General features: G+C 63.3%; 17 protein-coding genes and 1 pseudogene. 7 read left to right on the top strand and 11 right to left on the bottom strand.

The window, feature by feature from the left end:
• Positions 1-135: 135 nt before the first annotated feature.
• The 5 genes from AN189_RS07695 to AN189_RS07715 all read left to right on the top strand — a co-directional run bounded on the left by AN189_RS07695 (position 136) and on the right by AN189_RS07715 (position 3852).
• Positions 136-408 carry a hypothetical protein gene (locus AN189_RS07695; protein WP_157057421.1) on the top strand — a complete coding sequence of 91 codons (273 nt, stop codon included), beginning with the start codon at positions 136-138 and terminating at the stop codon, positions 406-408.
• 38 nt (positions 409-446) lie between these two features.
• A complete protein-coding gene (locus tag AN189_RS07700) occupies positions 447-1091 on the top strand; it encodes an SDR family oxidoreductase (protein WP_056033621.1) in 645 nt (214 codons plus the stop codon).
• 79 nt (positions 1092-1170) lie between these two features.
• Positions 1171-1953 (top strand): 5'/3'-nucleotidase SurE, encoded by a 783-nt coding sequence (gene surE / locus AN189_RS07705; RefSeq protein WP_056033624.1) that lies wholly within the window; start codon positions 1171-1173, stop codon positions 1951-1953.
• A 17-nt stretch (positions 1954-1970) separates the two neighbouring features.
• Positions 1971-2591, top strand: a complete 621-nt coding sequence (locus AN189_RS07710) for a protein-L-isoaspartate(D-aspartate) O-methyltransferase (protein WP_253279576.1) — start codon at positions 1971-1973, stop codon at positions 2589-2591.
• Positions 2592-2643: 52 nt separating this feature from the next.
• Positions 2644-3852 carry a peptidoglycan DD-metalloendopeptidase family protein gene (locus AN189_RS07715; protein WP_056034208.1) on the top strand — a complete coding sequence of 403 codons (1209 nt, stop codon included), beginning with the start codon at positions 2644-2646 and terminating at the stop codon, positions 3850-3852.
• Between the two features lie 57 nt (positions 3853-3909).
• Here AN189_RS07715 and AN189_RS07720 read toward each other — a convergent pair whose 3' ends face one another.
• From AN189_RS07720 to AN189_RS07735, 4 genes are read right to left on the bottom strand one after another with little or no spacing between them, the layout of a single operon-like run.
• The gene (locus AN189_RS07720; protein WP_056033629.1) at positions 3910-4752 is read right to left on the bottom strand and encodes an ATP-binding protein; all 843 of its coding nucleotides are present in this window, start codon (positions 4750-4752) and stop codon (positions 3910-3912) included.
• A complete protein-coding gene (tatC, locus tag AN189_RS07725; RefSeq protein ID WP_056033632.1) occupies positions 4749-5618 on the bottom strand; it encodes a twin-arginine translocase subunit TatC in 870 nt (289 codons plus the stop codon). The genes AN189_RS07720 and tatC overlap by 4 nt, the downstream gene beginning before the upstream one ends.
• Positions 5615-6088: a Sec-independent protein translocase protein TatB gene (gene tatB / locus AN189_RS07730; protein WP_056033635.1), complete on the bottom strand. Its 474-nt coding sequence runs from the start codon at positions 6086-6088 to the stop codon at positions 5615-5617. The genes tatC and tatB overlap by 4 nt, the downstream gene beginning before the upstream one ends.
• A 23-nt stretch (positions 6089-6111) precedes the next feature.
• Complete coding sequence (locus AN189_RS07735) at positions 6112-6339, bottom strand: twin-arginine translocase TatA/TatE family subunit (protein ID WP_056033637.1); 228 nt, start codon at positions 6337-6339, stop codon at positions 6112-6114.
• Between the two features lie 178 nt (positions 6340-6517).
• Here AN189_RS07735 and AN189_RS07740 point away from each other — a divergent pair, with 178 nt between their 5' ends.
• Positions 6518-7174 carry a YafY family protein gene (locus tag AN189_RS07740; protein WP_056033640.1) on the top strand — a complete coding sequence of 219 codons (657 nt, stop codon included), beginning with the start codon at positions 6518-6520 and terminating at the stop codon, positions 7172-7174.
• Here the strand turns inward: AN189_RS07740 and AN189_RS07745 are convergent.
• Both AN189_RS07745 and dusA read right to left on the bottom strand, forming a co-directional pair.
• On the bottom strand, positions 7171-7983 hold the full coding sequence (locus AN189_RS07745) for a sulfite exporter TauE/SafE family protein (protein ID WP_056033643.1): 813 nt from the start codon (positions 7981-7983) through the stop codon (positions 7171-7173). The two genes, AN189_RS07740 and AN189_RS07745, sit on opposite strands and share 4 nt — an antisense overlap.
• Positions 7984-7995: 12 nt before the next feature.
• Positions 7996-8994, bottom strand: a complete 999-nt coding sequence (gene dusA / locus AN189_RS07750; RefSeq protein ID WP_056033646.1) for a tRNA dihydrouridine(20/20a) synthase DusA — start codon at positions 8992-8994, stop codon at positions 7996-7998.
• Positions 8995-9282: 288 nt separating this feature from the next.
• Here dusA and AN189_RS18750 point away from each other — a divergent pair.
• Positions 9283-9751: pseudogene (locus AN189_RS18750) on the top strand (IS5 family transposase); the annotation flags it as partial.
• Positions 9752-9824: 73 nt separating this feature from the next.
• Here the strand turns inward: AN189_RS18750 and AN189_RS07755 are convergent.
• The 5 genes from AN189_RS07755 to AN189_RS07775 all read right to left on the bottom strand — a co-directional run bounded on the left by AN189_RS07755 (position 9825) and on the right by AN189_RS07775 (position 13790).
• A complete protein-coding gene (locus AN189_RS07755; RefSeq protein ID WP_253279585.1) occupies positions 9825-10691 on the bottom strand; it encodes a branched-chain amino acid ABC transporter permease in 867 nt (288 codons plus the stop codon).
• A 121-nt stretch (positions 10692-10812) separates the two neighbouring features.
• Positions 10813-11700, bottom strand: a complete 888-nt coding sequence (locus tag AN189_RS07760) for a branched-chain amino acid ABC transporter permease (protein ID WP_056033652.1) — start codon at positions 11698-11700, stop codon at positions 10813-10815.
• 2 nt (positions 11701-11702) lie between these two features.
• Positions 11703-12404: an ABC transporter ATP-binding protein gene (locus AN189_RS07765; protein WP_056033655.1), complete on the bottom strand. Its 702-nt coding sequence runs from the start codon at positions 12402-12404 to the stop codon at positions 11703-11705.
• Positions 12397-13185: an ABC transporter ATP-binding protein gene (locus AN189_RS07770; RefSeq protein WP_056033658.1), complete on the bottom strand. Its 789-nt coding sequence runs from the start codon at positions 13183-13185 to the stop codon at positions 12397-12399. Before AN189_RS07770 ends, AN189_RS07765 begins: the two co-directional genes overlap by 8 nt.
• Positions 13182-13790, bottom strand: coding sequence for a glutathione S-transferase family protein (locus AN189_RS07775; protein WP_056033660.1), 609 nt, complete (start codon positions 13788-13790; stop codon positions 13182-13184). Before AN189_RS07775 ends, AN189_RS07770 begins: the two co-directional genes overlap by 4 nt.
• Between the last annotated feature and the right edge of the window lie 5 nt (positions 13791-13795).

Consider the following 13795-nt stretch of genomic DNA (forward strand, 5'->3'; position numbering starts at 1 on the left):
GCTGCGCTGAAAACCGCCGATCCGGTCACCTGATTTGAGCACGGAAAAGCGCGGATGCCGCACTGCGGCATTTGCCGCTGTTCCCTGACGCAAAACCGGTGCACTGGCCGCCAGAGCCCAGCCAGAGCCGAGAACATGACCGACGCAAGTACAACAAACCCCGTCCCCGCCAATGTGGCACAGATCGCTGTCGCAGAGGAAAAACTGGACATGACGAAACTGGCACTCATCGGGCTGCGGCTGTCGCAAAACGGGAATGCGGCGCTGATCCGAACGGCACGTGGTGCAATCAGCCAGGTGACGATCGGTGACCGCGTGGACAACATGACCGTCGTGGCCGTGTCTGAACATGGCCTCAGCCTTTTGGACCGACGCGGTGTCACCCGCAGGTTGACGATGCCAGGCTGACACTGGACAGCGCCGTCTTGCTGCGGCAAAGGGTGCGCATGACAGATAAGATCGCTCTCATCACCGGTGCCTCTCGTGGCCTGGGCGCGGCACTTGCCACCGCCCTCGCACCCACGCACCATATCGTTGCCGTTGCACGCACCGTTGGCGCGCTCGAGGAACTGGACGACGCGGTCAAGGCCGCAGGCGGTCAGGCCACCCTTGCGCCAATGGACATTTGTGTGGACGCCGCCATGCAACAACTGTGCCGCGGTATTTTTGACCGTTGGGGCAAACTGGATCTGTGGATCCACACGGCAATCCACGCGGCACCTTTGGCGCCTGCCGGACACATCGGCCCCAAGGACCTTGCGAAATCGCTCGAGGTCAACGTGACGGCCACGGCCCGGCTGATCGGCTATGTCTCGCCGCTTTTGGGTGCGCAGGGGCGCGCGGTGTTCTGCGACGACCACCCCGCAGGTCAGAAATTCTACGGCACCTATGGTGCGACCAAGGCCGCGCAGCTGGCACTGGTCAACAGTTGGGCCGCCGAGACGGTCAAGACCGGACCGCAGGTCCGCCTGATCAACCCCGCCCCGATGCCCACGGCATTGCGCGCCCGGTTCTATCCCGGCGAAGACCGCAGCGCATTGGCCAGCCCGGCCTCAGAGGCCGCCCGCCTGCTGCCTGAAATACTGGCCTGATCCCGACCCCACGCGGGGCAAGCGCTTGCCCCGCCTTTTTCCATGACCTAACGTGCGGCAACACGCGCAAAGGGCTGTCATGCGGATACTGATCACCAACGACGACGGCATCAACGCCCCGGGTCTGGCCGTCCTGCACGACATCGCGTCCGCCATCGCTGGCCCCACCGGCGAGGTCTGGACCGTGGCCCCCGCGCAGGAACAATCCGGCGTCGGGCATTGCATCAACTATACCCATCCCACGATGGTCACACAGCTGGAACCGCGGCGTTTCGCGGTTCAGGGATCGCCCGCCGATTGCGTGCTGGCCGCATTGTTCGACATCCTGCCCGGGGAGCCCGATCTGATCCTGTCCGGCGTGAACCGCGGCAACAACGCCGCTGAAAACGTGCTCTATTCCGGCACGATCGGCGCCGCGATGGAGGCTGCCTTGCAGGGTCACCGGGCCATCGCATTGTCGCAATACTATGGCCCGCGCAACATGGACCCCGAACATGCCTTTGCAGCCGCCGCCGCGCATGGTGTTGCCACCATCAACAGGCTGCTCGCCGCCGACGTTTGGGACGATGCCGACTACTGCCTGTTCTGGAACGTGAATTTCCCCCCGGTCCCAGCCGCAGATGTGGCGGGATTTCAGGTCACGACCCAAGGGTTCCGCCGCGGCGGCCATCATCACATGGTGCGCGCCGAAACCCCGGGGCACCGGCATTTTCTATGGGTCAAGGGCGGCGATCAGCAACGCGCGACCGGGGCCGGCACCGATGCACAGGCCAATGTCGATGGCTATATCTCGGCCACGCCGATGCGCGCGGACCTCACGGCGCATGATGTGATCGACCAGATGCGGGACAGGCTGGCTTGACCGATCCGCAAACCCAGATGCAGTTTTTGTTTGCCCTCCGGTCCAAGGGGGTGACGAACGAACGCGTGCTGACAGCGATGGAACTCATCGACCGGTCACGGTTTGTCAACAAGGGCCTCTTTGCCGAACGTGCCTTTGAGGACATGCCACTGCCAATTGCCTGCGGCCAGACCATCAGCCAGCCGTCGGTCGTCGGCATCATGACCCAGGCCCTTGATGTGCAGCCCCGTCACAAGGTCCTCGAGGTCGGAACCGGGTCGGGTTATCAGGCGGCAATCCTCAGCCAGCTCGCGCGCCGGGTCTATACGGTTGACCGTTTCCGTCGCCTTGTGACCGAGGCGCAGACGGTCTTTGACGCGCTCGATCTGCACAACATTACCGCATTGGTCGGTGACGGCAGCCACGGGTTGCCGGAACAGGCGCCCTTCGACCGCATCCTGTTGACCGCAGCCGCCGAGGACCCACCCGGCCCGCTTTTGGCGCAATTGCGCGAGGGCGGGATCATGGTGCTGCCCGTGGGCCAGTCCGATACCGTGCAGACACTGATCCGCGTGACACGCACACCACAAGGCCTTGATTACGCGGAATTGCGCGATGTGCGCTTTGTTCCCTTGATTGAAGGCCTCGGAGAGGACTAAAACAATGGCCAAACCGCGCAAGACGGACCCCGCAGTGGACAGGAGCCCATCCATGACCCAGACCCGCCGTAACGCAGCTCTGCGCCTGACCTTCAGTTGCGCGGGGATCGCCTTGCTGGCGGCCTGCGACGCCGGCTTGCCCGACATCGACTTGCGGGATCGCACAGGCGCATTCGACACATCACCTGCGGTTGGCAATCTGCCGGATCGCCCCGACCCCGACCAGCGGGGCGTCATCACCTATGCCGACTACCAGGTGGCCGTTGCACGCCGTGGCGATACGGTGGCATCGATTGCATCCCGCGTCGGGGTCGATCCCGCGACACTTGCCAGTTTCAACGGGATCGAACAGGGCGTCACGCTGCGCGATGGCGAAGTGCTGGCCCTGCCCACCCGCGTGCCCGGTGCGCAAACGACGGTGCCGTTGGATGTAACCGCGGTGGCAACAACGGCGCTGGACCGCGCGGATGCAACATCGGGCGGGCTGGCTGCACCCGCAGCAACCCCGGCGCAGACCACCGCCACCCAACCGATCCGCCACCGCGTCGAACGCGGCGAAACGGCGTTTTCGATCAGCCGTCTGTACAACGTCCCCGTCGGCACGCTGGCAGAATGGAACGGGTTGGATTCCAGCCTGACCGTGCGCGAAGGCCAGTTCATTCTGGTGCCGCAGGGCGGCGGTGCCGCCGATCCCGCAGGTGGCCCGATCACGGCCCCCGGTATCGGCAGCACATCGCCCGTGCCGCCCTCGGCTGCGGCCCCCCTGCCCGCCAGCACGCCATCGGTCGCAACACCTGTTACACTGCCTGATGCGCCTGATCTGACGACAGCGGCCCCGACAGTGTCGGAAACAGCATCCGCACCGCCTCAGCCGGCAGCCCCCGCCCCGGCGGCCACACCCGCAGCGAGCGAGGCACGTTTCGTCCGGCCCTTGGCGGGTGCGATCATCCGCGACTACAGCCCCGGGCGCAACGAAGGCATCGACATCGCCGCGACCGCCGGCACCACGGTCAAGGCCGCCGACAGCGGCACCGTTGCCGCCGTCACACAAGACACATCAGGCACATCCATCGTGGTTGTCAAACATGCGGACAACCTGCTGACCGTCTACACGAACCTTAAAAACCTGAGCGTCGCCAAAGGGGACAGCGTCGCACGCGGCGGCAATCTGGGTCAGGTTGGCGCAGGCGACCCGACCTTCGTACACTTCGAGGTGCGGCGCGGACTGAACTCGGTCGATCCGAACGAATTCCTGCCCTGAGCCTTTCTTCTGGTCCGAAATATCCCGGGGGTCCGGGGGCAGCGCCCCCGGGCGATCCTAATGGATCGCCACGCCGCGTCGCCCTGCCAAATCCGTAAAATACTGCCAGGCCACGCGACCTGACCTGCTCCCACGGGTGGCCTGCCATTCGATGGCTTCGGCGCGCAGTGTGGCGTCATCAATGGCGATACCGTAGGACTCGCAATAGCCCCGGATCATGGTCAGGAACTGATCCTGATCGCAGGCGTGGAACCCCAGCCACAGGCCGAAACGGTCCGACAGTGATACCTTTTCCTCGACCGCTTCGCCCGGTGTGATCGCCGTGGCGCGTTCGTTTTCGATCATCTCGCGCGGCATCAGGTGCCGCCGGTTCGATGTGGCATAGAGCACGACATTGTCAGGCCGTCCTTCGATCCCACCGTCCAGCACAGCCTTGAGCGATTTGTAATGTGCATCATCGTGGCTGAACGACAGGTCATCGCAAAACAGGATGAACTGCGCCTCCGCGCCGCGCAGCAGGTGCAGGCAGCGGCTGATCGACGGCAAGTCCTCGCGCTGGATCTCGATGATCTTCAGCTGCGGATGGCTGGCATTCAGTTTGCCATGCACCGCCTTGACCAGACTGGATTTTCCCATCCCGCGCGCGCCCCACAGCAGTGCGTTGTTCGCAGGCAAGCCTTCGGCAAAGCGGCGTGTGTTTTCCAGCAGCGTATCACGCGACCTGTCGATCCCGACCAGCAGATCCACATCGACACGGGACACGCGGTCAACGGGCACCAGCCGGTCGGGATCGGCCTGCCAGACAAATGCGTTCGCCGCGCTGAAATCCGGGGCGACCGCAGGGCCCGGACGCAGCCGTTCCAGGGCGGCTGCGATCCGTTCGAGGGCTGCATCACTCATTTCGCGTCATCATCGATGGGGTTTCCGTCCAGATCCTCGTTTTCGCCGACGACGCCTTCGGCGCGCAGCTTGGCCAGACGCTGCCGTTCGACACGCGCGACAAGCTGGATCGACACCTCATAAAGACCGTAAACCACGACAAACAGGATCACCTGACTGACGACATCCGGCGGGGTCGCCAGCGCCGCCACCAGCAGGATGCCGACCACGGCATATTTGCGCGTGTTGCGCAGACCCACCGCGCTGACCAGACCGGCCTTGCCCATCAGGGTCAGCAGGACGGGCAGCTGAAAACACAGGCCAAAGGCCACGATGAATTTGATCGTCAGGTTCAGATAGGCCTTGGCCGAGCCCTGAAACAGCAGACCCGCCGCCTGCGTCGTCGCCCCCTCTGGTCCGTCGGTCAGTGTGTTGCCCTGCTGAAACCCGAGAAAGAAATCGAACGCCAGCGGCGTGATGACGAAATAGGCGAACGACGCGCCGAGGAAAAACATGAATGGCGAGGCCACCAGAAATGGAAGGAACGCGCCCTTTTCGGTCTTGTACAGCCCCGGTGCCACGAACCGCCACAACTGGTAGCTGATGACCGGGAACGCCAGCACCAGACCGCCCAGCAATGAAATCTGGATCGCGACAAAGAAGCCTTCTTCGAGGGCGATAAAGATCAGACCGCAGTCCTGCCCGTCCAATTCAAGCGCGCGGCACAGCGGACGTGTCAGGAAATCAAAGATCGGGTTCCAGACGGTGAAGCAGATGATCATCCCGATGATGAACGCAACCAGCGACCGGATCAGCCGGTCACGCAATTCGGTCAGATGCTCGATCAGCGGGGCGGCGCTGTCGTTGAGTTCGTCGGCAGCGCTCATGCCTTGGCCTCATCCTTGGGTTTGGGGGGCGTGGCCGGACTATCGGTCGCCTCGGCTGACATGAAATCAGCGTTGTCCGCGTCCATTTCAGCCTGCGCGGCCTCGCGCGCCTGACGGTCCTCGGCCGCCTGTGCCGCGGCGGCACTGATCTTGTCCTTGGCCGCCTGCCGTTCGGCAGACAGCTTGGCCGTGGCAGATGCGGGCTTGTCCTTCAGACCGGCGGCCTCGCGGGCCTTGTCCAGCCCAAAGGCCTGCGGATTAGCCGCCGCCTTGATCGACTTGGAGATATCCTTGACCCCCGCATCGTCGGCCGCAGCCTCCATCGCGCGGCTGAATTCGGACGCCATGGCCCGCGCCTTGCCGGTAAACTGTCCCAGCGTACGGAACATGTTAGGCAGGTCCTTTGGCCCGATCACGATCAGGGCCACGATCCCCAAAAGGATCATTTCGCTCGCGCCAAGGCCGAACATGGGCAGCGCCCCCTATCTGTGGCTTAGACTTTGTCTTTGTCGGCTTTGTCGACGCTTGCGTCAGGTGTGACGTCGCGCGCATCGCCAAAGCTGTCGTCCAGTTCTTTCTTGCCGTCGTCGACGCCGCGTTTGAACGCGGTGATGCCCTTGCCGACCTCGCCCATCAGCGACGAAATCTTGCCGCGCCCGAACAGGACCAGCACGACGACAGCGATCAGCAGAAGGCCCGGAAGGCCGATGTTGTTCAACATTTCAAATTCCCCTTTGCGCGCGGCGGATGGCTTTCCGCGGCGATCATGACCCCACAGACATAAAACGCGGTGCCCCCGTTTGAAAGGGCTTTCACGGAATTGCAGGCGGGCAATCCGCCTTTTTTTGCTGGACTTTTCATAACTTGCGACAGAAACCTGTCAGGAGGGAGGATCGCCTGTGAAACGTGCCGACAGGCTGATGCGGATCGTGCAATTGCTGCGCCGTGGCGGGCTTCATCGGGCCGAGGCGCTGGCGCAGGCCACAGGCGTGCACGTCCGCACGATCTATCGCGACATGGACACGCTGGCCGCCTCCGGCGTGCCGGTCTCGGGCGAACGCGGCGTGGGCTACAGGATCACGGCAGCGGTCACGCTGCCCGCGCTGAACCTGACCATGGACGAGGTCGAGGCGCTGACGATCGGTCTTGCGGTCGTGGCACAGGGCCAGGATGCGGAACTGTCACGCGCTGCACAGGGTCTGTCGGCAAAACTGGACGCGCTCTTGCCAGAGGAATCGGGCGATCCCGCGCATCACGCACTGGCGATCTATCCGTTTGCCGATGCCGCACGCGGGTTTCAGCACCTGGCGGCGCTGCGGCAGGCGGTGCGGGCCCGCCAGCGCGTGCAGGTGACAATAGGCGATCAGACCGCGACGTTGCGGCCGCTGCGTCTGGACTATTGGGGCAGGCTCTGGACGTTGACGGCGTGGAACGAAACCGGTCGCAGGTTCGATGACCTGCGACTGGATCAAATGACGGGGCTGCGCCTGTTGCCCGGTCTGTTCGTCGACGAACCGGGCAAGACTCTGGCCGACTATCGCGCAGGTGCCGTCTAGAACAGCACCTTGCGCAGCATGTTCAGCGCCACGAGGATCAGGAACACGCCAAACCCCCGCTTGAGCGGTTTTGCGTCGATCCGGTGGGCCAGCGCCGCCCCCATCGGGGCGGTGATCAGTGTCATGGCGATGACCAGCAGAAACGCCACCGCATTGACGGACCCGATGGTAAAGGGTGGCGCGTCCTGCATCGGCGTCAGCAGAAATCCCACCACCGCAGGCACTGCGATGATGACCCCAAACCCTGCGGCCGTCGCCACGGCCCGGTGGATCGGCACCCCGAACAGCGACATGACCGGCACGCCGAACGACCCGCCGCCAATCCCCATCAGCACCGACAAAAAGCCCAGCACCGGTGACAGGATCGCGCGCAGCACACCCTTTGGCATCGCATCGCCCAGCCGCCAGTGATTGCGCCCCGTCGCCATGTAAAGGCCGACAATCACGGCCAGAACGCCGAAAATCGCCTGAAGCGCGCTGGTGCGCAGCTGTGCCACCAGCAAGGTGCCAAGGATTGCACCGATCACGATGCCCGGCGCCCATGTTTTCAGGATATCCCAGTCAACGGCACCCTTCTTGTTGTGCGACATGACCGACCGGATCGAGGTCACGATGATCGTCGCCAACGACGTGCCAAGGCACAGGCGCATCACCTCCGGTCCGTCGAACCCCAGCCCGACAAAGGCGTAGTAGAACGCAGGCACCAACACGATGCCACCACCGACGCCCAGCAAACCGGCCAGAAGCCCACCAAAGGCGCCGATGACCAGCAACAGCGCCCCCATCTGCAACAGCAACACAACATCCATGACCGGTTCCCCCTATTCAGCGGCAACCTGCGTCACGAAGGCGAGCGCGTCCAGCATCGTTTGCGATGACGCGCCGTCGCGCGATGCATTTTCCGACAGGTGACGCCGCCACATCCGCGCGCCCGGCCGGCCCTGAAACAGCCCCAGCATGTGCCGGGTGATCTGGTGCAGGCGGCCACCCTGCGCGATATGCGCATCGACATAAGGGACCATCTGCATGACCGCCTCATGCGCCGTGATGGCGTGATCTGTGCCAAAAATACGGCGGTCGGCGTCCAGCAGGATCGCACTGGGGTCGTGATAGGCCGCCCGCCCGACCATCACGCCATCCAATCCCCTGGCCAGAAAATCCTCTGCAAGATCAAGGCTGTCTATCCCGCCGTTCACGCTGAGATGCAGGTCGGGAAAGCGGTCCCGCATCGCAAGCACGAGGTCGTAATCCAAGGGCGGTATATCGCGGTTTTCCTTGGGGCTGAGACCTTGCAACCACGCCTTGCGCGCATGGATCGTGAACCGCGTCACACCCGCCCCCGCGACCCGTTCCAGAAAATCGGGCAGCACCTGCGCGGGGTCCTGATCGTCCACGCCGATCCGGCATTTCACGGTGACCGGAAGATGCGTTGCCTCTTGCATCGCGGCAACACAGGCCGCGACCAGATCGGGTTCTGTCATCAGGATGGCCCCGAAACGCCCTGACTGCACTCGGTCCGACGGGCAACCGCAATTCAGGTTGACCTCGTCATAACCTGCTGCGGTCGCGATGCGGGTCGCCTCTGCCAAGAGCGCAGGCTCTGACCCACCCAGCTGCACGGCCACGGGATGTTCCTGTGCATTGAACTGCAAGAGCCTGTCGGTGTCGCCCAACACCACGGCAGGTGCCGTCACCATTTCGGTATAAAGCAACGCCTGCCGCGACATCAGCCGGTGAAAATACCGACAATGCCTGTCGGTCCAATCCATCATAGGGGCAATAGACAACCGCGCTGCCTCGGTGGCTGCGTTCAATAGCATCAAAAGATCTCCTTGGGGCCGCTTGTATTTAGAACGGACCGTTACTGCGCACCATACGCACACGGCTCATGGTTCGCTACCCTGCCCCGTGCAGCGACAGGCGTTCGACGGCGTGTGGGACGGCTTGGTCGCCGCCTCATCGGACGATCTTCTCTTCAAGAAGCGCGGCCCCGCCAGTTTTCGTGTGACGAGCAGGTTCCGGTGGTTACCGACCCGCGCGCCTGGGGTCAGGACACAATCATTTCCGCTTGGCTGGGTAATTCACGGTTCGAAAAACCAGCGGTGAACATGTCTGGTGTATTCTGGCCTACCGATGCGCAGATGGCGCGTCTGAAGCCCCTCTTTCCCGACTCACAAGGCAAACCCCGCGTCGACGATTGGCGTGGGTTGAGTAGAATTGTCTTCGTCAATCGTAATGGTTCACGGTGGTAGGACGCGCCTACGAAATATGGGCCTCACAAGACGCTGTACAACCGTTGGAGGCGGTGGAGCGACAAAGGGATCTTTGCTCGGAAAACGGCAGGTCTGGCCGCCTATCACGGCGAAAAGGAGACTATGATGATCTACGCCACGTACCTAAAGGCACATCGCACAGCGACCGGTCTGGGCGTCGAATGGGGGACGTGGACGCCTGATCGGCCGGACCAAAGGCGGCATGAACACCAAGTTGCGCGCCATCTGCGACAGCCAATGACGTCCGCTGGACCTCCTTGTGACCTCGGGACAGATCAGCGATCGCATCGGTGCCCGTGCATTGCCTATGAGCCCTGCCTCTAGCTCAGGTGTCCTTGCGGACAGGACACAATCGCCTGAAACATCCCGCGTTCGTTTCATTTTCTCCCGTAGCGCCGCCACTGATCGTGAAGTGTTCCGATGATCCCCTTTCTGAAGAGCATGATGCAGAGCACGAAGATAATGCCCAGGATAACGGACAGCGGAAAGCCGGTCGTGGCGAAGACATTCTGGATTGCGACGATCAAGCCGGCTCCGACCACAGGGCCAAGCATCGTTCCCACGCCGCCCAGCAATGTCATCAGGATAACCTCTCCGGACATATGCCAGTCCACGTCCGTCAGCGTCGCGATCTGGAAGACCAGCGCCTTGGTTGCCCCGGCCAGACCTGTCAGCGTCGCCGACATTACGAAGGCCGCCAGCTTGTAGCGATTGACCCGGTAGCCCAGTGACACGGCGCGCGGCTCATTCTCGCGGATCGCGCGCAGGACCTGACCGAAGGGCGAATGCACGATGCGCCAGATCACCGCCATACCGACCAGAAACACCCCGCAGACCAGCGCGTACATGGCCATCGGGTCACTCAGGTCGATCAGGCCGAGCAGCCGACCGCGCGGCACGTTCTGGATCCCGTCTTCTGCATTTGTGAAACCCGCCCGCAGGAACAGGAAATAGACCATCTGCGCCAGCGCCAGCGTCGTCATCGCAAAGTAGATACCCTGCCGCCGGATCGCGACCACACCCATGGCCAGTCCAAGGCCCGCCGCGCACAGGGTGCCGAACAGGATGCCCGTCAGCGGCTCAAAATCCCAGACCTTAACCGCATGGGCAGTGGCATAGGCGGCCCCGCCGAAGAAGGTCGCGTGGCCGAAGGACAGCAGGCCGGTGTAGCCCAGCAGCATGTTGAAGGCGGACGCGAAGAGCGCGAAGCACAGCAGCTTCATCACGAAAACCGGATACGCCATGAAGGGGGCCACGATCAGCGCGGCGAGGATCGCGGCAACCACGGCGATGCCCTTCCTGGGCAGGCCCGCGCGCTCTTTCGCGGCGAAGTCGGTAGAGGTGTCGGATACGCTCATGTCAGCCTCACGCGGTTTTGCCGAACAGGCCGCTCGGACGGAAGAAGAGAACAATCGCCATGATCACGAAGACCACGATGTTGGACGCCTCGGGATAGATCACCTTGGTCAGCCCCTCGATCAGGCCCAGCAGAAATCCCGTCAGGATCGCCCCGCCGATCGAGCCCATCCCGCCGATGACGACGACGGCGAAGACCACGATCACGATGTTCGACCCCATCAGCGGGCTGACTTGAAACACGGGTGCGGCCATGACGCCCGCGAAAGCGGCCAGGAAGGCCCCGAAGGCGTAGGTCGCCGTCAGCAGCAAAGGCACGTTGACGCCGAAGGCCTCGACCAGCGGGCGATTTTCGGTGGCGGCCCGCAGCAAGGCTCCCAGCTTGGTCCGCTCGATCAGGGCCCAAGTGGCAAGGCAGACGATCAGCGACACCACGATCACGAAGGCGCGGTAGTGGGGCATGATCATGAATCCAAGGTTCGACGCGCCCGACAGGGCGGATGGCGGGCTGAAGTTCTGCCCCGCGACCCCGAATTGATACTGCGCCAGACCCTCCACGATCAGCGCGATGCCGAAGGTCAGCAGAAGGCCGTATAGCGGATCGAGACCTTGCAGATGCGTAAGAAGCCCACGCTCGATGGCGGCGGCGAAGATCGCCACGATCAGGGGTGCTGCGACCAGCAGAATCCAGAACGGCAGGCCGAACCATTCGCCCAAGAGGAACGCCGCGAAGGCCCCCATCATGTACAGCGCGCCATGGGCGAAGTTGATGATCCGCAGCAGCCCGAAGATGATCGCAAGCCCCAGCGACAGCAGCGCGTAGAACGCCCCGTTGAAAAGGCCGATCAGAAGTTGGCCCGCCAGAACCGGCAGCGGAATTCCGAAGATGTCTGCCATGTCTATACCCCTACGACTTCGGTGATCTGGCTGGCGTGGGCGTCGAATTCGTCCCGCGCGAAGCTGCCGGCGATGCGGCCGTTCTCGATCAGGAAAAACCGGTCGGCGAGCGATTTGGCGAAATGGAAGTTCTGCTCGACCAGCAGCATCGTCATCCCCTGCTCTTTCAGTTTGCGCAGCATGTCGGCTATGGATTGGACGATGACGGGGGCGAGGCCCTCTGTCGGCTCGTCCAGCAGCAGAAGTTTCGGCCCGGTGCGCAGGACCCGCGCGAGTGCCAGCATCTGCTGCTCCCCACCTGACAGGGTGCCGCCCCCGGCCCGCCCCCGCTCCTTCAGGTTCGGAAAGAAGCGGTAGATGTCCGCTTCCGTCATGCCGTCCGTGCCGATCTGCGGCAGCAGGCGGAGGTTTTCGGTGACAGACAGCGAATGGAAGATCCCGCGTTCCTCTGGGATGTAGCCGAGCCCATGATAGGCAACGCGGTGGCGCGGCACGTTCATCAGGTCGGCCCCGTCCAGACGGATCATCCCCTCGCGCCGGGACAGAAGGTTCATGATGGCGCGCAGCGTGGTGGTCTTGCCTGCCCCGTTGCGCCCGATCAGGGCCACCGTCTCTCCCGGCCGGACAGACAGGGAAAGGCCGTGCAGCACATGGCTTTCGTCGTACCAGCCGTGCAGGTCGCGGATCTCCAGAAGATCACTCATGCCCTGCCCCCATGTAGCTTTCGCGCACTTCCTGATTGGCGCGGATCTCTTCGAACGACCCCTCTGCCAGTACCGCACCGCGGGCGAGGACCGTGACCCGGTCACATAGGTCGTCCACCACATCGAGGTTGTGCTCGACCATCAGAACCGTGCGATCCTGTGCGGCCCGGCGGATCAGCTCGGCGATGGCGCCGATGTCGGCGCTGGCCATGCCCGCCATTGGCTCGTCCAGCAGCATCACCTGCGGGTCCAGTGCCAACGTCGTCGCCAGCTCCAACGAGCGTTTGCGCCCATAAGACACATCGGATGCGCGCTGATCCCCTAGATCCAGAAGGTTCACCTGATCGAGCAGCGCGTCCACCCGGTCATCCAGGACGGACAGGCGGCGCGTTGGTTGCCAAAACTGCACGTCCATCCCGTGTTTGCGCTGCAAAGCCACGCGGATGTTCTCGCGCAGGGTCAGATGCGGGAAGACCGCCGAGATCTGGAACGACCGGACCATGCCCCGCCGCACGACCTCTTCGGGTTTGGCGCGGGTGATGTCTTCCCCGCCCAGATGGATCTTGCCCGCCGTCGGCGTCAGGAACTTGGTCAGCAGGCCGAACAATGTGGACTTGCCCGCGCCGTTTGGCCCGATCAACCCGTGGATCGTGCCGCGCGCTACCTCGAAGGTCACATCGTCGATAGCGGTGAACGCACCGAAGGTCTTGGTCAGGCCGCGCGCCGACAGCGCCACCTCGGACGTCGCAGCCCGCGGCAGGGTGCGGTCGTGCTGGCTCATGACGGGATCGTCTCGCTGACGGACTTGTGCCGTCCAACACGCTCGATCCACGCGTCAAGGTTCGGGATTGCAGGACGCCACGGGTTATCGGGAAAGCGGAAATCCATGTATTGCACGGCATCCACGACGAGCAATTCGGCCAGACCAAGACGGTCCTCGGACAGCCGGTCCACCATGCCGTCCAAACGACCAAGGCTGACCTTCATGGTCTCACGCCGCCGCTCGGCCACGGGGTGGGTTTCGTCGAACTCGGTCACGGCCAGATCATCCGAAAACAGCTTCCGCCCGGTCATTATGTAGACGGCGGCTTCGATCACGCCGAAGGCGAGGCCGCATATCTCATAATCCTGCGGACTTTTCGATTTCAGGTGCGAGCCCTCGGGCGCGATGTCGGCAGCATACATGGCAATCACCATCGCCTCGGTCAGGATGGTGCCGTCGTCCAGTTGCAGGCACGGCACCCGCTTGGCGGGGTTCAGTTCGACCAGCTGCTCCGGGTCGGCCCAAGGGTTCAGAAGTTCGATCTCGAAATCGGCCTGCGCTTCGATAAGGGCCATGTGCGCCAGGCGTGCGAACGGCGAGGTGGTGGATTTCATCAGTTTCATGGGGT

Origin of the sequence: Loktanella sp. 3ANDIMAR09, from assembly GCF_001420005.1 — a bacterium.
In the GTDB taxonomy this organism is placed as follows: domain Bacteria; phylum Pseudomonadota; class Alphaproteobacteria; order Rhodobacterales; family Rhodobacteraceae; genus Loktanella.

Coding starts and splice junctions, on each gene's coding strand:
- AN189_RS07695 (WP_157057421.1), top strand. CDS start 136: ATGACCGACGCAAGTACAACAAACCCCGTCCCCGCCAATGTGGCACAG.
- AN189_RS07700 (WP_056033621.1), top strand. CDS start 447: ATGACAGATAAGATCGCTCTCATCACCGGTGCCTCTCGTGGCCTGGGC.
- surE (WP_056033624.1), top strand. CDS start 1,171: ATGCGGATACTGATCACCAACGACGACGGCATCAACGCCCCGGGTCTG.
- AN189_RS07710 (WP_253279576.1), top strand. CDS start 1,971: ATGCAGTTTTTGTTTGCCCTCCGGTCCAAGGGGGTGACGAACGAACGC.
- AN189_RS07715 (WP_056034208.1), top strand. CDS start 2,644: ATGACCCAGACCCGCCGTAACGCAGCTCTGCGCCTGACCTTCAGTTGC.
- AN189_RS07720 (WP_056033629.1), bottom strand. CDS start 4,752: ATGAGTGATGCAGCCCTCGAACGGATCGCAGCCGCCCTGGAACGGCTG.
- tatC (WP_056033632.1), bottom strand. CDS start 5,618: ATGAGCGCTGCCGACGAACTCAACGACAGCGCCGCCCCGCTGATCGAG.
- tatB (WP_056033635.1), bottom strand. CDS start 6,088: ATGTTCGGCCTTGGCGCGAGCGAAATGATCCTTTTGGGGATCGTGGCC.
- AN189_RS07735 (WP_056033637.1), bottom strand. CDS start 6,339: ATGTTGAACAACATCGGCCTTCCGGGCCTTCTGCTGATCGCTGTCGTC.
- AN189_RS07745 (WP_056033643.1), bottom strand. CDS start 7,983: ATGGATGTTGTGTTGCTGTTGCAGATGGGGGCGCTGTTGCTGGTCATC.
- dusA (WP_056033646.1), bottom strand. CDS start 8,994: ATGCTATTGAACGCAGCCACCGAGGCAGCGCGGTTGTCTATTGCCCCT.
- AN189_RS07755 (WP_253279585.1), bottom strand. CDS start 10,691: ATGGCGTATCCGGTTTTCGTGATGAAGCTGCTGTGCTTCGCGCTCTTC.
- AN189_RS07760 (WP_056033652.1), bottom strand. CDS start 11,700: ATGGCAGACATCTTCGGAATTCCGCTGCCGGTTCTGGCGGGCCAACTT.
- AN189_RS07765 (WP_056033655.1), bottom strand. CDS start 12,404: ATGAGTGATCTTCTGGAGATCCGCGACCTGCACGGCTGGTACGACGAA.
- AN189_RS07770 (WP_056033658.1), bottom strand. CDS start 13,185: ATGAGCCAGCACGACCGCACCCTGCCGCGGGCTGCGACGTCCGAGGTG.
- AN189_RS07775 (WP_056033660.1), bottom strand. CDS start 13,790: ATGAAACTGATGAAATCCACCACCTCGCCGTTCGCACGCCTGGCGCAC.